Origin of the sequence: Mahella sp. (genome assembly GCF_020054945.1) — a bacterium.
Classification (GTDB): domain Bacteria; phylum Bacillota; class Clostridia; order Mahellales; family Mahellaceae; genus Mahella.
This window is the reverse complement of record NZ_JAIHAU010000002.1, coordinates 1-19,692: the sequence shown is the minus strand read 5'-3', so window position 1 is coordinate 19,692 and position 19,692 is coordinate 1. Positions and strand designations below refer to the sequence as shown.

At 45.4% G+C, this 19,692-nt stretch carries 18 protein-coding genes, 1 tRNA gene, 1 other RNA gene and 1 pseudogene; 18 read left to right on the top strand and 3 right to left on the bottom strand.

What is annotated here, in order from left to right; all coding sequences use genetic code 11:
* The first annotated feature begins 65 nt into the window (after positions 1-65).
* The 11 genes from JG770_RS00540 (at position 66) to JG770_RS00490 (ending at position 10,678) form a co-directional block, all read left to right on the top strand.
* Positions 66-950, top strand: a complete 885-nt coding sequence (locus tag JG770_RS00540; RefSeq protein ID WP_291953824.1) for a sugar ABC transporter permease — start codon at positions 66-68, stop codon at positions 948-950.
* A gap of 20 nt (positions 951-970) precedes the next feature.
* On the top strand, positions 971-1,810 hold the full coding sequence (locus tag JG770_RS00535; RefSeq protein ID WP_291953822.1) for a carbohydrate ABC transporter permease: 840 nt from the start codon (positions 971-973) through the stop codon (positions 1,808-1,810).
* A gap of 94 nt (positions 1,811-1,904) precedes the next feature.
* Positions 1,905-2,615 carry a hypothetical protein gene (locus JG770_RS00530; RefSeq protein WP_291953821.1) on the top strand — a complete coding sequence of 237 codons (711 nt, stop codon included), beginning with the start codon at positions 1,905-1,907 and terminating at the stop codon, positions 2,613-2,615.
* A gap of 185 nt (positions 2,616-2,800) precedes the next feature.
* Positions 2,801-3,844 carry an alcohol dehydrogenase catalytic domain-containing protein gene (locus JG770_RS00525; protein WP_291953819.1) on the top strand — a complete coding sequence of 348 codons (1,044 nt, stop codon included), beginning with the start codon at positions 2,801-2,803 and terminating at the stop codon, positions 3,842-3,844.
* A 17-nt stretch (positions 3,845-3,861) separates the two neighbouring features.
* Positions 3,862-4,740, top strand: a complete 879-nt coding sequence (locus JG770_RS00520; protein ID WP_291953817.1) for a hydroxymethylglutaryl-CoA lyase — start codon at positions 3,862-3,864, stop codon at positions 4,738-4,740.
* A gap of 19 nt (positions 4,741-4,759) precedes the next feature.
* Positions 4,760-6,076: a hypothetical protein gene (locus JG770_RS00515; protein ID WP_291953815.1), complete on the top strand. Its 1,317-nt coding sequence runs from the start codon at positions 4,760-4,762 to the stop codon at positions 6,074-6,076.
* Between the two features lie 26 nt (positions 6,077-6,102).
* Positions 6,103-6,543 carry a PPC domain-containing DNA-binding protein gene (locus tag JG770_RS00510; protein WP_291953812.1) on the top strand — a complete coding sequence of 147 codons (441 nt, stop codon included), beginning with the start codon at positions 6,103-6,105 and terminating at the stop codon, positions 6,541-6,543.
* Between the two features lie 269 nt (positions 6,544-6,812).
* Positions 6,813-7,700: an ABC transporter ATP-binding protein gene (locus JG770_RS00505; RefSeq protein WP_291953810.1), complete on the top strand. Its 888-nt coding sequence runs from the start codon at positions 6,813-6,815 to the stop codon at positions 7,698-7,700.
* Positions 7,697-9,661 carry an ABC transporter permease gene (locus JG770_RS00500; protein WP_291953808.1) on the top strand — a complete coding sequence of 655 codons (1,965 nt, stop codon included), beginning with the start codon at positions 7,697-7,699 and terminating at the stop codon, positions 9,659-9,661. Before JG770_RS00505 ends, JG770_RS00500 begins: the two co-directional genes overlap by 4 nt.
* Positions 9,642-10,028 carry a hypothetical protein gene (locus tag JG770_RS00495; RefSeq protein ID WP_291953806.1) on the top strand — a complete coding sequence of 129 codons (387 nt, stop codon included), beginning with the start codon at positions 9,642-9,644 and terminating at the stop codon, positions 10,026-10,028. Before JG770_RS00500 ends, JG770_RS00495 begins: the two co-directional genes overlap by 20 nt.
* The gene (locus JG770_RS00490; protein ID WP_291953805.1) at positions 10,025-10,678 is read left to right on the top strand and encodes a hypothetical protein; all 654 of its coding nucleotides are present in this window, start codon (positions 10,025-10,027) and stop codon (positions 10,676-10,678) included. The genes JG770_RS00495 and JG770_RS00490 overlap by 4 nt, the downstream gene beginning before the upstream one ends.
* A gap of 15 nt (positions 10,679-10,693) precedes the next feature.
* Here JG770_RS00490 and JG770_RS00485 read toward each other — a convergent pair whose 3' ends face one another.
* Genes JG770_RS00485 through JG770_RS00475 form a run of 3 tightly spaced genes read right to left on the bottom strand, consistent with a single transcriptional unit; the run spans position 10,694 to position 12,958 of the window.
* Complete coding sequence (locus JG770_RS00485) at positions 10,694-11,485, bottom strand: ABC transporter ATP-binding protein (RefSeq protein ID WP_291953803.1); 792 nt, start codon at positions 11,483-11,485, stop codon at positions 10,694-10,696.
* Positions 11,476-12,399, bottom strand: coding sequence for a hypothetical protein (locus tag JG770_RS00480; RefSeq protein ID WP_291953801.1), 924 nt, complete (start codon positions 12,397-12,399; stop codon positions 11,476-11,478). Before JG770_RS00480 ends, JG770_RS00485 begins: the two co-directional genes overlap by 10 nt.
* A complete protein-coding gene (locus JG770_RS00475) occupies positions 12,383-12,958 on the bottom strand; it encodes an RNA polymerase sigma factor (protein ID WP_291953799.1) in 576 nt (191 codons plus the stop codon). The genes JG770_RS00480 and JG770_RS00475 overlap by 17 nt, the downstream gene beginning before the upstream one ends.
* Before the next feature lie 253 nt (positions 12,959-13,211).
* On the opposite strand from JG770_RS00475, the gene JG770_RS00470 reads away from it, so the two are divergent.
* From JG770_RS00470 to rnpB, 7 genes and pseudogenes are all read left to right on the top strand, one after another.
* Positions 13,212-14,207 carry a deoxyguanosinetriphosphate triphosphohydrolase gene (locus tag JG770_RS00470; RefSeq protein WP_291953798.1) on the top strand — a complete coding sequence of 332 codons (996 nt, stop codon included), beginning with the start codon at positions 13,212-13,214 and terminating at the stop codon, positions 14,205-14,207.
* A 96-nt stretch (positions 14,208-14,303) separates the two neighbouring features.
* Positions 14,304-15,977 (top strand): DNA primase, encoded by a 1,674-nt coding sequence (dnaG, locus tag JG770_RS00465; protein ID WP_291953796.1) that lies wholly within the window; start codon positions 14,304-14,306, stop codon positions 15,975-15,977.
* Between the two features lie 15 nt (positions 15,978-15,992).
* A pseudogene (rpoD, locus tag JG770_RS00460) lies at positions 15,993-17,042 on the top strand (RNA polymerase sigma factor RpoD); the annotation flags it as partial.
* An 18-nt stretch (positions 17,043-17,060) separates the two neighbouring features.
* Positions 17,061-17,136 (top strand) — tRNA-Ile (locus JG770_RS00455).
* Positions 17,137-17,201: 65 nt separating this feature from the next.
* Positions 17,202-18,320: a Nif3-like dinuclear metal center hexameric protein gene (locus tag JG770_RS00450; protein WP_291953794.1), complete on the top strand. Its 1,119-nt coding sequence runs from the start codon at positions 17,202-17,204 to the stop codon at positions 18,318-18,320.
* A gap of 33 nt (positions 18,321-18,353) precedes the next feature.
* Positions 18,354-19,070 carry a hypothetical protein gene (locus tag JG770_RS00445; RefSeq protein WP_291953792.1) on the top strand — a complete coding sequence of 239 codons (717 nt, stop codon included), beginning with the start codon at positions 18,354-18,356 and terminating at the stop codon, positions 19,068-19,070.
* Between the two features lie 146 nt (positions 19,071-19,216).
* An RNA gene (gene rnpB, locus JG770_RS00440) (RNase P RNA component class A) lies at positions 19,217-19,568 on the top strand.
* The last annotated feature ends 124 nt before the right edge of the window (positions 19,569-19,692 follow it).

Here is a 19,692-nt window from a genome sequence, read left to right as displayed (position 1 = left end):
GTGTGCTTTCGACACGCTCTAGGCTATTCTAACAGCTAAATTGAATTGAGGTGATGACCTGACCAATGAAGAAATATAAATTTAATAGACCGTGGGAAGGCTATGCGTTCTTAACACCTTGGCTTTTGGGATTCCTTTTGTTCACAGCAATTCCCATGGTTTTATCATTGTATTTCTCTTTTACGCAATATGATGTTGTGACATCCCCTAAATGGGTAGGGCTCGAAAATTATATAGAATTAGCTAACGACCCCAGGGTTCATAAGAGCTTACAGGTTACCTTTACCTATGTGGCGCTCGGTGTTCCTTTCCAATTAATCTTTGCCTTGCTATTGGCAGTTGTATTCAAAAACGATATACCCGGCGTTCGCATATACCGCGCCATATATTATTTGCCGTCATTATTCGGCGGTAGTGTTGCAGTAGCTATATTATGGCGGCAATTATTCAACAAAGAAGGAGTGGTTAATCAACTCCTATCACTTGTAGGCATTGAAGGACAGAATTGGATAGCATCGCCGGATACAGCACTATATACATTGATCTTATTGCTCATCTGGCAGTTTGGCTCTCCTATGGTCATATTTCTAGGAGGTTTAAAGCAGATATCTCCCGACTATTATGAAGCGGCAGAAATAGACGGAGCAAGCAAAGTGGGTACTTTCTTTCACATAACATTACCATTGCTTACGCCTATGGTCTTCTTCAACATAGTTATGACCATAATAAATGCATTTCAGGCGTTTACACCCTCTTATATAATTAGCGGAGGAACAGGAGCGCCTGTAGATTCGACATTATTCTATACGTTATATCTTTATATCAAAGGATTTCAGCACTTTTCCATGGGATATGCATCTGCCCTAGCGTGGGTGCTATTGATTATAATAGCCATCATTACAGCTATTATGTTTCTTCTGGCTCGGAAATGGGTCTATTATGATGAATGATGAGGAGGGTATATAAGATAATGAAAATTAAACAAAGAAGAAAGTTGCTAACACATTTTTTAATCATACTATTTGGGCTGATTATGATATACCCTCTCCTATGGATGTTAAGCGCTTCATTTAAAGAAGACGTTGAAATATTTCAAAGCGCCAGCCTATTACCTAAAAATCCGACCATAAATAACTATATATATGGGTGGAAAGGCGTATCAGGGGTTAGCTTCGGCAAATTCTTTATAAACTCCTTTTTCTTAGCAATAGTAAGCATTATTGCCAATATATTATCGTGTTCAATGGCAGCGTATGCTTTTTCTAAACTTGAGTTTAGATTTAAGAACACCCTTTTTGCGATAATGCTGGTAACATTGATGCTGCCGTTTCATGTAAAACTAATCCCTCAGTATATAGTATTCAGTAGAATAGGATGGGTTAACACTTATCTGCCGTTATTAGTACCGAAATTTTTTGCGACAGAAGGGTTCTTCGTCTTTCTATTAGTGCAGTTTATGCGTGGGATATCGAATGAACTGCTAGAAGCGCCGAGGATAGATGGAGCAGGGACGTTTAGGATATATATGCAGTTTATAATGCCGTTATCAGTACCAGCGCTTGTCACCGTAGCGATTTTCACCTTTATCTGGACGTGGAATGACTTCTTCTCACAGATGATTTACTTGAGTGCGCCTCCGACATTTACAGTGTCGCTTGCGCTGCGTATGTTTGTGGATGCAACCGGTGAGAGCTCATGGGGTGCGCTTTTTGCCATGTCGTGCCTGTCCTTGGTACCGTTGCTGTTTATATTCATCGTATTCCAGCGCTATCTGGTAGAAGGCATAATGTTAGGTAGCATTAAAGGTTAAATTGAATGCTTACAATCAGAGATATTTAAGGCTTGGCATAAATATCCAAACCTTTTATATAAATTAAATTATAAAAAACGGAGGTATTCTACAAATGTCTAATGAAGAATTGATAAGGGAAATAAGAAAACATCGTCTGGCAGATTTAGCAGATGGTTTAGATGCACTTGGCTTAGTGAATACGGGTACCATGAATTCGGAGATGAGACCGATTCGTGAGGGTATTAAATTTGCAGGATTTGCTTATACTGTTAAACTTATTCCCGCACAAAAGGATGTCAAAGCTTGTGATAATATAGAGGAATATTTTGGCGAACTGGGGAATTGGTGTTCTGATACCTATTCTTTTATGAGCGGCATTACAGAAGAAACAGCTAAAGATATGGTCGTAGTAATAGATGAGGGTAGCTATCCTGGTGGAGTGTGGGGCTCTGAAATTGGTATGAATACGATGAAAAAGGGAGTTGTTGGTGCCGTCATTGATGGAGCATGCCGTGATACTTATGAATGCAATCTAGAGAAGGTAAATGCTTTTTGCACTAAGCGGACATTTAATCATGTCTATGGAAGACTAGTCAACGGTGGCATTAATATTCCAATACAATGTGCAGGCGTAACAGTAAATCCAGGCGATATCATTTGCGCAGACGATGATGGGGTGTTGGTTATTCCTAGAGATAAAGCAGAAAAAGTACTGGAATTTGCAGTGGCTATCCATAAAGTGGATCAAAAAACTAGAGCAAAACATTACGAAGACCTTGGTTATGATTACGATGAGACCCTAGGGGATATTGGCGCTGAATAACAATTTGAGTGGCCCATTGCTATAAATGCTAATTTATTATAAGTAGGCTGATTAGCCTTAAGTTAAATTAAGGTTAATCAGCTACTACAAAATATATTAACATAATCGGATCTTAACGTTAGTTGGCAAGGCTTGTAAGAGACTTTATAAATATTTTGTGCCTTAAGGAAGGAATGATCGTAAATATGAAAGCTTTACGTAAAATAAAAGATGAGGTAGGCGCTGAATTTCAGGACATTCCCATACCTAAAATTGGCCCTACTGATTTATTGATAAAAGTAAAGGCAACTGCATTGTGTAAATCTGATATAGATGTGTATAATTGGACGACTGTTGTACAAAATCTGAAATTGCCTTTACCTGTTACAATGGGGCACGAGTTTTTAGGTGAAGTCGTAGATATAGGTGAAGTGGTCAAAGGCTTCAATATAGGCGACCATGTGGTTGGAGAAACTCATATTCCGTGTGGATATTGCTATGCTTGTAAAACTGGTAAATCTCATATATGTGTAAATAATATGGGTGTGCTTGGAAGGAGCGTAGATGGCTCATTTGCAGAATTTATAAGGCTTCCAGCCGTATCTGCTATAAAAGTAGATAATAGTATGCCGCCATCACATGGTGCAATTATGGAACCGCTAGCTACAGCTGTGCATGCGACTACCAAGGCAGATGTTGCAGGAAAGACCGTCGCTATTTTAGGATGTGGGACCATCGGCTTAATGAATGTGGAGATAGCTAAGATTTTGGGGGCGACTAAGGTTATTGCTGTGAGTAGGACACAGGCCAAACTTGATAAAGCTCATGAATTAGGAGCAGATTTAATAATCAATAACAAAAGCGATAATATGGTAGGAGCGGTAATAGAAAATACTCATGGCATAGGGGTAGATGTAATAATCGATTATACAGGGGACATAAAGGTAATAAACGATTCAGTAGATATGCTCAAAGTGGGTGGTAAATGCGTATATGTGGGTATGATAGATTATCCATTAATATTTGAAAAATTTATGGTTAGAGTAGTTTACAAAGAATTGGTGTTAACTGGTATCTTTGGGAGAGAGATTTATAACACATGGACAATTCTAGATAATATATTAGAGTCCAAACGTATAAATTTAGAAAATTATATCGCAGATGAGGTACCGTTAAGAGATATAGATAAATGGATAGATAAAGCTTCAAAGCTTACGGGACGAGTCATTTTATATCCTGATTTTAATTAGAAGTGGAGATATTTATAATGTTTAAAGAAAATTTACCCAAAGAAATAACTGTTTTTGAAGTAGGACCAAGGGATGGATTGCAGAATGAACCTGAATATATACCGGTTGAAAAAAAGATAGAATTGGTTAATCGCTTAATCTATGCTAACTGTAAAAAAATTGAGGTGACATCTTTTGTTCATCCTAAATGGGTTCCTCAAATGAAGGATGCCAAAGAGGTATATGCAGGGATTGATAAGAGAGATGATATTACATTTAGCGCTTTGGTGCCAAACGTAAGAGGATTAGAGCTAGCGATTGAGAGCGGTTTTAAAGAAGTTGTGACTATAATGAGTTCCAGCGAAAGCCACAATATGGAAAATGTTAATATGACTGTAGACAGGTCGTTGAAAGAGATTGAAGAAATAAATAGAATAGCAAAACAACACGGGGTTAGAGTGCGTTCTTATATTGCTACAGCATTTGGTTGTCCTATAGAAGGAGATATACCGGTTGAGAAAGTGCTTGATATTGCTTTGGCATTAGAAAGTTATGGTTCTTATGAGATATCTCTTGGGGATACCACGGGTATGGCAAATCCTATTATGGCCTTTGAAATACCAAAGCTTATAAAAGAGAGCCTTAAAAAAGCATCGGTAGCCGTTCATTATCACCAATCAAAAGGGATAGAATTTGCCAATATTCTTGCCTCACTTCAAGCGGGTATTACTGTTTTTGACGGAGCGGCCGGGGGATTAGGTGGATGCCCTTATGCGCCTGGTGCCACTGGAAATATTGCTACGGAGATAATGGTCGATATGTTTGAACGTATGGGAATCAAGACTGGTATAGATTTAGAAAAAATCATGGAATGCGGCGAATATGCCAAGAGCTTAAGTTCATCTTGTCATAGCTAGAAAAGGAATGGTGATAATAATGAATAACGAATTAGAAAAAATAAGAAAAAAATTTAAAGATGGGCAGATAAAACAGCAAAATCTAGAAGAGGAAATTTTTAAAGCTGTATATGCCTCTGATGCTGCTAGAGTGAAGGATGCGTGCAAAGACGCGGCTATACTTAGATGTGAGGTTATAGAAGAAAATACCGGAGTACAATTAGAATTGATTAAAACTACTCAGGTAGATAACTGTGCGCTTTTAAGCGGAGGGCGAATCCTACCAGGCATTGAAATGAAAGTCGGGGCAGCTATTATACCTTTAGGGATTGCAGGACCTATGAGAATTAAAGGCGAATATGTAAAAGATGAAATGGTATATATTCCATTAGCTACTAATGAAGCCGCATTAATAGCAGGTGTACAAAGGGGAATTAAAGCAATAAATATGGCTGGAGGGGTGAACGCTTTGGTTCGATATGATGGAATGACCAGAGCCCCATTGCTCGAAGCGCCAAATATTTATGAAGCCGAAAAGTTATGTATACGCTTAAAGACCGATAAAGATCTAATAGTCAGGTTAGGAGGATATGTTAAGGATCCTTTTATTAGATTGGAAAAGGTAGATCCATATCAAGTAGGAAGCAAAGTATTTTTAAGAATGATTTTTAAAACAGGCGATGCCATGGGAATGAATGGTGTTACAAAAGCTTCAGCGGATATTGTAAAAGCTTTATTAGAAGAGTTAGATAATTGGGAGCTTATAACTATAAGCGGCAACTTATGTACCGATAAAAAAGCAGCTCATATCAATGTATTAAACGGACGTGGCAAGTCAGTAGAGACAGAAATATTTATTCCTGAAGAAATACTTAAAAAGGTATTTAAAAAAGGTGTTAGCAGCAGAAAAGTGGAAAAAGTAGTATTTCATAAATGTTATTTAGGTTCGGCACTCAGTGGTACGATATCGGGTTTTAATGTAAATGCAGCTAATCCGATTGCAGCCTTTTTTGCGGCTACTGGCCAAGATCTGGCTCAGGTAACAGGATCGGCTAATAGTTTTGTCCAGGCCGATGCTGTCGAAGGCGGATTACACTTTATGGTGAGCTTTCCATCATTGGAAATAGCAACGATTGGTGGCGGCACTATGTTTGGAACAGCAAAAGAAGCCTTGCAACTAATAGGTTGTGGCAATGTCGGTACTAGCATAGACGACAATAAAAGCGTTATGCGTTTAGCGGAAATTATAGCTAGTGCAACCACGGCACTTGAAATTAATACAGCATGTGCCCAAGCGGCCGATTATGAAATGGCAGAATCTCACGTAAGATTAGCACGCGGTGAAATAGATTCTTAGGAATGAATGAAAGGAAGGTAAGATTGATGAGAAGATTTATATCAGATAAATTAGGTAGAGTTGTAATATTAAATCTTGAAAGAGGCGAAAAGCTTCTTGAAAGTATAAAGGCCCAATTAAATGAGTTGGGTATAAAAAATGCAATAGTATTGAGCGCTATAGGCTCTCTGCAAAAAGCTGTACTTCATCGAGTAACTGGTATGGAGGAATCTCCGGTAGATGAATATGTAACTATAGAAGCTCCGTTGGAACTCGCTTCTTTACAGGGAGTCGTGGCAAATGGAGAACCTCATTTTCATATGGTGATTTCTAGCCAAGAAAATACATTTACCGGACATTTAGAAGAAGAGACAACAGTGTTGTATCTATGCGAAATTACATTGGTTGAAATAGTAGGTGCTAATTTCCAAAGAAAGAAAAATGACTTAAATATAGCTATATTAACAGATTTAGATGATTTTAGTTAAAAAAATATACCGGAAGCAAGGCGGCGATAAACCGCCAAGAAACGATATCCCTAAAAGTTTGGGACCTTAGTGGAATATTATATTGCTAGTATGGTCGATATAGAACCTGGTAGTTTTCACCTACCAGGTTTTTGCTTTGGGTATGTAAGTAATTTTGTCTATAGGCTTATCGGTTGAGGGCATGGCTTATGGCACCATTTGATATAAATTTGAACCAAAGTTCACCTTCATCGTCTTATTTAATGAAAATAGAATGACGGGAGGTAACAATGGATATTTCGTTTGAAAATGTGAGCAAGGTATACCGCAAAGGCGCTAAAGCGCTCGACGATGTCAGCCTTCATATACCTAGCGGGGTCTTTGGCCTTCTCGGGCCAAATGGCGCCGGGAAAAGCACCCTCATGAAGATAGCGGCGACGCTTATCGAGGCGACGTCGGGCAGGATAAAGGTCGGCGGTTTTGAGCTGCCCAAAGAGCAGCATGAGGTGAGGCGGATACTGGGCTATTTGCCGCAGGAGTTCGGGCTCTTCAATAATCTCACGGCGTATGAGATGATGGATTATGTGGCCATAATGAAGGGTATGCAGGATAATGTAAAACGTCGGGCCGAGATAGAAAGGCTTCTGGAGTGGGTGAACCTTACCGATGTACATAAACGCAGGGTGGGTAGCTTTTCCGGAGGAATGAAACAGCGCCTGGCCATAGCCCAAGCCCTTTTGAATGAGCCGAAACTCCTTATTTTGGATGAGCCCACGGCCGGCCTCGATCCGGAGGAACGCATGCGCTTCAGAAATCTTTTGAACCGCATAAGCGCCGACAGGGTGGTCATCCTGTCAACCCATATAGTATCCGATGTGGCGGCGGGCTGTCAGCGCCTGGCGGTACTAAACCGGGGCAGGATAATGCTGCAAGGGGAAGTGGAGGATCTGAAACGCTGCGCCGAGGGCATGGTATGGGAGGCGGAGGTGCCGAGCCATACGGATATAGAGGCGTTGCCCGATGCTGTGACGGTGTCGTCACGCCGCGACGGGGATAGATTGTACCTGCGGCTTTTGGCAAAGCAGCCGCCGCTTGCCGATGCGCGGCCGGCCGATCCGGGGCTGGAGGACGGCTATATGGCGCTTATCACAGGCATGAACGGTGGTGATGCACGGTGATCATGCAAATAGCGCGCTATCAATGGACCCGCACCCGGCGCTGGTGGCCGTTTCCCGCGGCTGTAATAATATCGCTGGCTGCAGGGCTTATACCGTTTCTACTCGGCGATACGCTGATCAGCAATACCATGACCGGCATGGATGTAATAGAAAACGCAAGGAACTTCTTGCCATTTGCAATGTTGGCTGTCATGGTGGCATCTGCCTTATCCATAAATCGTGAGACCGATGAGGGCAGCGATGATCTGCTTTGGGTATTGCCGGTGGACAATACCGCTCTTATATTGGGCAAGTTCTTGGGAACATTGCCTATAGCAGGGCTGGCTTTTGCGGCCTTTACAATACCGACGGGCGCTGCCGTCTTTATAGAGTGGCTGGGCAGCGGGCTGCCTGTATGGTATATTGCCTCCGAGCTGGGCATAATGGCGCTTTGGTGGGCGGCAGGCATACTGTCGGCGGCTGTGGCGGCAGGCTTTTTAGGCATGCTGTTTAGGGGCCTTGTCCTCTATGTATTCATACTTGTGCCATGGGTAGTAACGCCTGTGGTAGTGGTCATGGGCATAGATTTCGGCTATTCCGGCGATTATAAGAACATGATGATCCTATGGCAGCTTGCGGATTGGACCACCATCGGCAGCGAATTGACCATGCCGATGGCGAGGGACTTCTATGCCTTATTGCCTTATATTGGCGGTATTATATGGCAGAAACTTTTTTATATAGCGATGGCCGGCTTGATTTTGGCTTTGGCGCCTCGCCTTATAAAGAGGCATAGGATAAAAGGCGGTTCCATGGATAAAGGCTATATGATTGCCGCGATGGCGGCAGCAGCGCTGTTGATTGTATCGGCCGGCATGTTCTACGAGGAGCAAAGTATAGGCTATGATAAGGCAAGAAGCGAAACCGATTTTTACAGAAATCATTACGCGGCATATTTTGGAGAAGAAGGTGCATCGCCGGCGGATGAGGATACAAAATTGCCGCCGCTTGAAGATATAATCGATCCCCCTCTTTATATAGAACGCTATAAACTGGATATTGATACGACAAAACCGCCTTATTTGAAAATAAAAGCTGAGTTTACGCTTCGGAATACAAGTGAAAAAACCATAGATCGTCCCGTATTGACATTAAGGCATAATTTTGATGTGGCTTCGCTTACAGTGGACGGCCAAACAAAGCAAAATACAAGGGATGGGGACTGGGTGTATATAGAGGGTATGACGCTTAAGCCGGGCCAAAGCGCAGAGGTGGTTATGGAATACAGCGGATTGGTGGAGGAATGGCGCGTGCACGACCGTGTGCCTTATTTGCATTATTTTGTGACCGATTATGGGTTTATGCTGCCTGCCGACTACGGTTGGTATCCTCTTACTATACAAGCACCTTTAGGCAACCTGTTCGGACACAGAAGCTATGGTGATTATCCCTATTATTCATTGGATGAGTGGGATACCATGTTGCATTATATGCCTGATATATACGGCTCAGAAGTACCCACTCCGCGGCCGGATGAGCAGAAGTCCGGACAATTGGTGGCACAGGACAATGATCCCGCATGGGAAGCAAGCATTATAGATCCATGGCGGCGGCCGGCGTATTTTGATATAACCCTGCGAAAAGGGGGCAGCTATGAGGTGGTGACCAGCATAGGCGAGATCGATGAGCAGGGCGGCAGCGTCCATGCAGCGGGCAAGGGATATTATCTCACACTTCTTGGATGGCCTATGGATGAGATTAAGCTTGGCGTGGATACGGCATACAGGCCCATGGAATACGATGGTGATGAAGGGATATATCCGGCTACCGTCATGAGGGATTCATGGAACTGGCTGGGCATAAGCGGAAAGACGGCCCGAACAGCCATAGTGCCTTTTTATACTTACAGTGTAATAGACGGAGAGCAGGGATTTTTCATAGACAATGTAGAGGTGCTCGGCTATGACTCGCGGTATTTTTGATGGGGTGTTGACAGGGCGAAGGCCACCCAGTATAGCCGAGCAATGCCTGCAGGAGGTGTACAAGTTATGGCGACAATGGAAATACAACGGTTCCTATTCGTTGGACTATGAAAACATAATATTTATCGATATGCATGCTGATTCCTATTCCTATTCAATTGACGGTGAAAACATAACGTGGTTTGACGTGTATGGCGAACTGGGCGAAAATAAGGAAAGCCTTGATGTGTCGTCGGTAAAAGCCATCATGGCATGGATAGAGGCTCATGATGAAGAAACGGTGCGTCAGACACTGCATGGGCTGTATATAAAAGCACAGCAGGCCCCGCTTTCCATAGATGAGCTGAAGGAGGCCTTCGGACTATGATAAAGCGCTTGTATGCCCAATGGCTCATCGGCCGATCGTCGGTTTTATTTGCATTGGCGTTTGGGCTTTTGTGCGGCATGATCCTCGGCAATTACGAATCATTTACAGGGGATAAAGCCACGGTTGATGTGGTCTATACGGTGGTGGAGCGATATCTGGCGCTGACAGTGCTGTTCGTGGCAGTGCAGATGTGGAGCGATATCGAGGGGCGGCGACCGCGGCTGTTGCTGTCGCTGCCCTTTAACAGGGCGGAAATGGTATTCAACCGCCTGCTTTTGCCCATGGCGGTCTATGCCTTTATAGCGGCAACCATATTGCTGTATGCCGACATAAACATAGCGGATATGGACATATGGGAGATGGGTGTAAACAGCTTGCCGCCGGCTTTCTTGCTGCTGGCGGCGGCGACATTGGTCGGCCTTTTGGCCCGAAACGGTATGGCTGGTGCATCGGTCGCCATGGCATGGTGGCTGATGGAAATTACAAGCGGCGGCCGCTATACAAAGCAGTTTTACCTCTTTGCCGCAAGCGATACCAAGCCGGAAGTGAATCTTGTGGCCAATCGCTGGGAACTGGCCGTCATAGCGGTTATTATGGCCGTCGCCGCATGGCGGTTGTATAGGCGCAATGAGAGGTTTATGGAGGAATGAAGGATTGATATGCGTTTATCGCGGTTTGCGCATGGGGACAGGATCATGATGGTCCTGTCCCTTGTCGCTGTAAGCCTGCAAAATCTGCGCGTAGGCTCTTTCCAATGCGGAGGTATCGTTGTGCTCTAATTCGTCCATGCCGCCTTGCCATGCTATGCGCCCTTCCTTCATGATGACCAAGCGTTGGGCTACGGCCGCCGCATCGTCGAGTATATGCGTGGCCATTATTATGGTACCGCTGCGAGAGGCTATGGCGCTTAATAAAACCTGCCTCTCTTTCGGATCAAGGCCGGCGGTTGGTTCATCCAGTAATAGAAGTTCGGGGTCGACCAGCAGGCTTTGGGCTATGAGGAAACGCCGCCGCTGCCCGGGAGACAGGCTGTTCAAAGGGCGGTTTGACACCTCATCCAGACACCATTGATGCAGCAGGGGCTTTACGCGCTCTATCGCATTTTCACCGCGCAGGCTGGCAAGGTATTTCATGGCGTCTTTAACCCTCATGGATAAAGGCATAATATTGGATTGGGGGACATAGCCGCATCTCAGGGCCAAGCGCATGCGCTGTATGGGATCTATGCCGGCCACGCTATCGGCGGCGGGCATATGGATGTATAGGCTGTCGCCGTCAATGAGATAATGGCCGGCATCGGGCACATCGATACCGGCCATTATGCGTAAGAGAGTGGTTTTGCCTGCACCGTTCGGGCCGGCTATTGCGGTTATGCCCGGTCGGAATGATGCCGATATGTCCAATATGCGCCCGATGGCCTTATGATATTTCTTTATGCCTGTAAGTTCTACATACATTTCGGCTTTGCTCCATTCCGGTAGCGGGTGTTGCGCAGCATAAACCAGACCCATATCATCAATGCGGCCGAGACGGCTGTGCCTATCCATCGGCTGCTTACCCAAGCATAACTTCCCGGCTGGCCGATGAAGTTCACCGGCCCCAAACGGTTGCCGGCGGTCAATTCGATTGCCCAAAGCAGTACCGATGCGCCGAAGGCTGTGCCTATGCCGAAACGCAATGTCAAAGCCAAAGCCAACGCGGTCGAGAGCAAAAGGGGGATAAGCCAACTTAAGGCGAGCATGATGAAGCTGTCCTCCCAACCGGCCAACACGCTTATGCCGCTGACCAGCGTCGCCGCTGCGGCGTTTATGACAGTGGCTGCCAACCATCGTCCTAATATGGCCACCTCGGTGGATATAGGGCTTATGGCCTGCAATTCGCCCCATACGCCGCGGTTTATGCTTGCGCCGTACAGCGTGAGCAAGCTGCCCAGCCATGGCACCAGCGCTATCATTATATTGACTTTGATGGACACCATGCTTGCGGTGAGAATGGTTCCCGAAAGCAATATAACTGTGGCCGCCAGCCATACATATATCGGGTAGAAATGCATCTGCATGGCCAGTGCGCGCAGCAGGTCATTTATACCTATGCCGCGCCGCGCCGAGGGCTTGGCTTTTAAGCCGTATAGTCTGTCCATCTCATTTTCCAGCGTGGCAGCCAGCGCCCGGGTGCTTTCATAAGTAGGCTCCGGGGCTGTATAGCTATTCAGCAGCTCTTTTATAGAATCCATATCATCGTCGATGGTATCGAATGCGTCGGCATCATCATCTTTGGGTTCAAGCGGTTCCATAGCGCTGTACATTTTTGTCCTGTTGCTATCAGCATTGAACTTTGGCTGATAGAGATCTGATTTATCGCGCTTGCTCATCAACCGCACCTCCTTTATATTCGGCCAATTGCTGTTTTAACGAGCAATAGGCCTTGTGCAGCCGCGACTTGACAGTACCTTCGGGTATGTCCATGGCGGCCGATATCTCCTTTATTTTCAAGCCTTCATAAAAATGCAATACCACCGGCTGGCGTATATCCATAGGCAGGGCGGTTATCGCATCCACCACTTTGTTGCGCAATTCCTGCCGCTCCATAAGATCGGCCATATTGCCGCTGTCGGTCATGTCTTTTATCTGCGACATATCATCGCGCACATCCTCATGCTTATAGCTGGCACTGCGCCACATATCGCGGCATAGGTTGGAGGCTATGCGATACAGCCATGGTTTGAAGCGCTGCGGCGTATCGCCCCGCTTGAGCGCCCGTATCATATGCAGAAATGTATCCTGAACTATATCTTCAGCGGTAGCTTCCGCACCTGTCAAGCGGTAAACGTATTTGTATATGCTGCTGTGATACCGGTATATGAGTACCTCTACAGCGGCTTTATCCCCGCGGCCGGCGGCAGTGGCCAATTCCTCGTCGGTTAAATCCATAACATTCCTCCAAAGCGATTACAGCATTTCTTTTATATATAATAAGACGTAATAATAGCACATATGGTTCAACAAACGATGCATACATTCATATTGTACGTCATTATGGAAACGAGATCAATTGCTGCATGACGCAGGGGTTCAACTTTTCGCATCCCTCCTTCGCTTTTTATGGTATAATAGCTATATAGAGTTGATGAGAGAAGGGCGGCTTCTATGAGGCGCCCTTCTTGATTTTGAGGAGGTAGTGTTCATGCTGCCAAGAGAACGCACCGAAGCGCTTGAAATAGAAATATTATCGCCGTATGCCGCTTTGAGCAGCAGGAGCAAGGGTCGAGCGACGCCCGAGGCACAGTGCGATATACGAACCGATTTCCAGCGCGACAGGGACAGGATAATACATTCCAAAGCCTTTCGGAGGCTCAAGCATAAGACGCAGGTATTTTTATCGCCCGAAGGGGATCATTACCGCACTCGGCTCACGCATACGCTGGAGGTATCGCAGATAGCCCGTACCATTGCGCGCGCCTTAAGATTAAACGAGGATCTGACAGAGGCCATAGCTTTGGGCCATGATCTGGGGCATACGCCGTTCGGGCATACCGGTGAGGCGGTGTTGAATGAGGTATGCCCCAAGGGGTTCAGCCATAATGTTCAGGGGCTCCGCGTTGTGGAGGTTTTGGAGAAGGACGGAGCTGGCCTTAATCTGACTTGGGAGGTCCGAGACGGCATACTGAACCATACCAGCCGCGATGTCGCCGCTACCGTGGAAGGGCGTGTGGTAAGTCTGGCTGACAGGGTTGCGTATATAAACCACGATATAGACGACGCTATAAGGGCGGGCATAATATCGCCCGAGGACCTGCCGCCGAATTGCATAGATATATTAGGGCATACTCATAGCAGGCGCATAAACAATATGATTACCGATATTATAAACAACAGCGTTGACGACAACATAAACATGAGCCGGCCGGTTAAGGATGCCATGAACCAACTGCGCGAATTTATGTTCAATCGTGTTTATCTGGATCCGGTCGCCAAAAAAGAGGAAAAAAAGGCTCAACATGTGGTCAGAGAGCTTTATTTTTATTTTTTGAATAATGTGGATAAGCTTCCGGATGATATGAGGTTATTGCTGGAATTCAACGATATATCCGATGTGGTATGCGATTATGTGGCGGGTATGACCGATACCTATGCTATACGCGTCTATAAAGACCTGTTCTTGCCGGAGTCGTGGAGTTAGTGAAGTTAAATGATAAAAATTATTTTTTTTTGCAGGAGATTTTAATTTTATGTTGAATATTAGAGATAGAGACGATTATTATAAGTGGTGATAAGGATGAACGAATTCTTTGATCGCGAGTGGGTGGAAGAGGTGCGAAGCCGAAATGATATAGTGGACGTCATAGGAGAGTACCTGAAACTAAAGCCCAGCGGCAGAAATTTTATGGCGCTCTGCCCGTTTCATAACGAAAAGACGCCTTCGTTTTCCGTATCGCCCGATAAACAAATATATCACTGCTTTGGTTGCGGAGCAGGCGGAAATGTGATAGGCTTTGTAATGGCTATGGAGAGGGTGGATTTTATTGAAGCCGTAAAGCTGTTGGCAAAGCGTGCCGGTATACCGATACCGGAGAATTATATGCGCAACGCTGTTGCGGATAGCAAAGAAGCCATGTATAAGCTGAATACCGAAGCCGCCCGTTACTTTCATCACTGCCTGAGGTCAGAAGAAGGGAAGGCTGCCAGAGAATACCTGATGCACCGAGGGGTTGAGGCCAAGACCATTGTAAGGTTTGGGCTGGGCTTTGCGCCTGCAAGGTGGGATGGATTGAAGCAGCATTTGCTTTCGCTCGGTTATGACCAAAAGCTCATGCTGGACAGCGGCTTGATAGCAGCGTCCAAGGCGGGTGATCAAAGCTATGATCGTTTCCGAAACCGGGTCATGTTTCCGATATTCGATACGAGAAAGCGGATAATAGGATTCGGAGGCCGCGTGCTGGATAATTCCCTGCCGAAATACCTGAACAGCCCCGATACCGCGTTATTCCATAAAGGCCAAAACCTTTACGCCTTGAACGTCGTGGCAGAGGCGAAAAATATAGATTCTATTATGGTGGTCGAGGGATATATGGATGCCGTTATGCTGCATCAGTATGGCGTGGATAATGCGGTGGCTTCGTTGGGTACCGCTCTTACGGCCGAGCAAGCCAAATTGATGAAGCGATATGCGCAAAAGATAATAATATGCTATGACGGCGATACCGCCGGCAAAAAGGCGGCGAGCAGGGGGCTGGATATACTGCTTAATCAGGGCTTGGATGTGTATGTGCTCACATTGCCCGATGGCATGGATCCGGATGAATTTATCAGAAAGTATGGCAGGGATGCGTTTTGGCAGATAGCCCGGTCGGCAAAACCATGGTTGGATTACAGCATGGATGTGCTGGCTTCTAAATATGATATATCGGCTACCAGCGGCAAGACGTCATTTGCCAAAGAGGCGGTCAAACTGCTTGAAGGCATAAGCGACCCCATGCAAAAGGACTTATACTTAAAAGGCATAGAGCGGTATTCCGGTGTATCGCTCGAGGTGCTGTACGGATATATGAATAAGAATAGAACGGTGCGCATCGCCAAAACGGGACAAGAAATTCCGCATAAAATATCGGCGGTTCAGAAGGCTGAACGTGAGCTGCTCAATATAATGGCCAATCAGCCTGAAACGGCTGCCATTATAATGCAGCGTATAACCGTCGACGATTTTGAAAGCGAATTGCATAAGAAAATTTTTGATATAATGAGCGATGAGCCGAGATATGATAATATAAATAAATTTGCGGCACAATGTATAAATACTATAAAACGGAATAAAATTGCTATGAAAAGACAATTTTTATGCAAAAGGGCAGATGATCTGGCTTCCTCAGGCGATCAGGAAGCTTTAAATATATTGCTTGAGCAAATAAATGCTCTAGACAGAGAATTGCGCGACTTAAAAGAATTACCATAGAAAGGGGAATTGTACATGAAGGGTGCTGAAGTTAAATTAGGACCCCTAAAGCAGTTGATAGAAACCGGTAAGAGCAAGGGGGTGCTCACTTATAAAGAGATAATGGACATGCTCGAGGATGTGGATATAGATCCGGATCAAATAGATAAGATATATGATACATTGGAGACTTTGGGTATAGATGTGGTGGAAGAACCCATAGAGCATGAAGAGAACATCGTGGAAGAGGATTTAGAGGTCGGTTTGCCGGAGGGTGTAAATATAGACGATCCTGTAAGGATGTACTTAAAAGAGATAGGCAAGATACCGCTGTTATCCTCCGATGAAGAGATAGAATTGGCTAAACGCATAGAACAAGGCGATGAGGAGGCCAAAAAGAAGCTTGCGGAAGCTAATCTCCGCCTTGTCGTCAGCATAGCCAAGCGCTATGTCGGGCGCGGCATGCTGTTCCTGGATCTGATACAGGAAGGCAATCTCGGCCTGCTCAAAGCCGTCGAAAAGTTCGACTACAGGAAGGGTTACAAATTCAGCACGTATGCCACATGGTGGATAAGACAGGCTATAACAAGGGCTATAGCCGACCAGGCTCGTACCATAAGGATACCTGTGCATATGGTGGAAACCATAAACAAGCTGGTGCGGGTGTCTAGGCAGCTTATGCAAGAACTTGGCCGTGAGCCTGCTCCGGAGGAAATAGCCGAGGAAATGGGCATATCGGTGGAAAAAGTAAGGGATATAATGAAGATAGCGCAGGAGCCGGTGTCGCTGGAGACGCCCATAGGCGAAGAAGAGGACAGCCATTTGGGCGATTTTATACCCGACGATGATGCTCCGGCGCCGGCTGAAGCAGCGGCTTTCACCTTGCTGAAGGAACAACTCATGGATGTGCTGGATACCTTGACGCCCAGAGAAGAGAAGGTATTGCGCCTGCGTTTTGGCTTGGATGATGGTAGGGCACGTACGCTGGAGGAGGTAGGCAAGGAATTCGACGTTACGCGCGAGAGGATACGGCAGATAGAGGCCAAGGCATTGCGTAAATTGCGCCATCCCAGCCGCAGCAAAAAACCTACTCGGGGAGCCAGAGGGCCTTTAGCTCAGCTGGAAGAGCGACCGGCTCATAACCGGTTGGTCCGGGGTTCGAGTCCCTGAAGGCCCACCATATATCTAAGAATAAAAGCCAGAAACGACCTGTTTCTGGCTTTTTTGCATTGGAGGATGATGTCGATGAGCTGCACATGTGCTGATGTCATGCATATAATGGATAGTATGTTTCCCGAGAGATACGCCGAGCCTTGGGATAATGTAGGCTTGATGGCAGGAGATCCGGATGCGGAGGTTAAAAAAATATTGCTGGCGCTGGATGCGAATGCTACGGTTGTGGAGGAAGCCATACGGATGGGCGCTGACATGATAATAACGCATCATCCTTTGCTGTTTCACCCATTGAAGAGAATAGATACCAGCCGAGGCACAGGTAAAATAGTATCCATGTTGAATAAAGCCGGCATAGCGCTTTATTCGGCGCATACAAATATGGATGTCGCCCAAGGCGGCGTAAATCATGCTCTGGCCGAAGTTTTGCATTTAGATAATATCGCTATATTGGATAAGACAATATCGCAGAGGTATATGAAATTAGTTGTTTTTATACCCAAGGGATATGAGAATGCCGTATTGAAAGCAATGGCTGATGCAGGCGCGGGATGGATAGGCAATTACAGTCACTGCACCTTCCGTACCGAAGGAATAGGCACGTTTAAGCCGCTGGAAGGCGCGCATCCTTTTATAGGGCAAAAGGATCGGCTCGAAGAGGTGGCGGAAGTGCGCATGGAGACCATTGTCAGACAGCAGCAGTTAGAAGAAGTGATAAAGGCTATGCTGGCGGCGCATCCATATGAAGAGGTGGCTTATGACGTATACCCTCTTGACAATGAAATGGAAACCGCCGGGTTGGGTATAATAGGCAATGTACATCAGCCTATGCTTCTTGCCGAATATGCTTTATATGTCAAAGAATGTCTGAAACTGTCCGGGCTCAAGCTGGTAGGCCGCCTTGATAAGCCTATCGGAAGGGTGGCCGTATGCGGCGGCAGCGGAGGGGACCTGATCGACAAAGCCGCTGCAAAGGGAGCCGACGTATTTGTAACCGGTGATATTGGATATCACGATGCATTAAAGGCTGAGGAATATGATATGGCCATTATAGATGCCGGACACTATGCTACGGAGCATTGCGTTTTGCCTAAATTGGCTCTCGGTTTACAAAAGGCTACAGATACGTTACAATATAATGTAGAAATAACGGTTTCACAGAAGGAACGCGATCCTTTTGTATTTTTATAATAACGATAATAAAAAACGAGGAGGTTTTGTTTATTGGAACAATTGGATTACTTATGGCGTTACCAAGAAATTGAGAACATGTTGGACCGGTATAACAAGGAGCGCAAAAAGATACCATTGTCGGCTCAGTTGAATAAATTGAAAAAAGACATATTGGATAAGCAAGAGGCTATATCTGAGATGGGTAAATTGGTAAATGAGAAGAACGAGGCTTATAAGCAAATACGCGGCCGCTACGAAACTTTGTCTAAAGAATTCTATGGCGATAAGGAGAGACTAAGTTCTGCAAACAAGTCCAATTCAAATGAATTGAAGGAATTAAAGGCTAAAACCGGCTCTTATATAAATGATTTGAGCGCAATCAGGGCCGATCTTCGGGTATTAAAGCCTGATATCGACAAACTGGATGCCGATCTTGTCAAGGCCAGAAACCAGCTTAAACAAATGTCTGACGAGTACAACCAGCTCAAGAAGCAATACGAAGAACAGATTAAAGAGATGGGTATATCTGTCGATGAGCTGCGGAAAGAAAGGCAGGAGTTAAAAGCGCGGATAGATAAGGAGCTGATGGATAAGTATCAGATGCTCCGGAAACACAAACAGATAGCTATAGCATCGGTGGATAAGGATAAATGCGGCGGATGCAATATGTCGTTGCCATCGGCTATACGGCAATTCGCGTCCATGCTCAGTGCCGGCTGGTCGGGCGTCCATGCCCGACCTACGCTTGCTCTGCGCTACACTCATTGAGTACGCCTACGCAATATTCCAAGGCGTTCTCCGGCTTTATATCGTTTGCATCGCTTTATGTCGCTCGTTTCAGTCGTATATTACGAGTCGCAGATGAAAAATAACCACTTGCAATGCCGTAATGCATGTGGTATAATAATCGTTGCCAAGCAAGCTGGGTGATCGCGTGTGCAATTATGCATACGAGGAAAGTCCGAGCTCCATAGGGCAGGATGCCGGGTAATACCCGGTGGAGGCGACTCCAAGGACAGTGCAACAGAAATAGACTGCCGATGGATCCATAAGATCCAGGCGATGGTGGAAAGGCGAGGTAAGAGCTCACCAGCATCCAGGCGACTGGGTGGCTATGTAAACCCCATCTGGAGCAAGACATAATAGGAGGGATCAAAATAGTGGCCCGCTATTCCCTCGGGTGTAGTCGCTAGAGATATCAGGTAACTGATGTCGTAGATAGATGATCATCCTAGACAGAACTCGGCTTATAGGCTTGCTTGCAAAAATATTTTAGCAGGGGCGAAAAAGGGTATGTCAATAGCCTATAAAAATGTCATATAAAAAGGTTCAATTTTGTTCGACAAAAATGTCACTGCGAGCTTAAGTATTATAGAGATAATTATAGTGG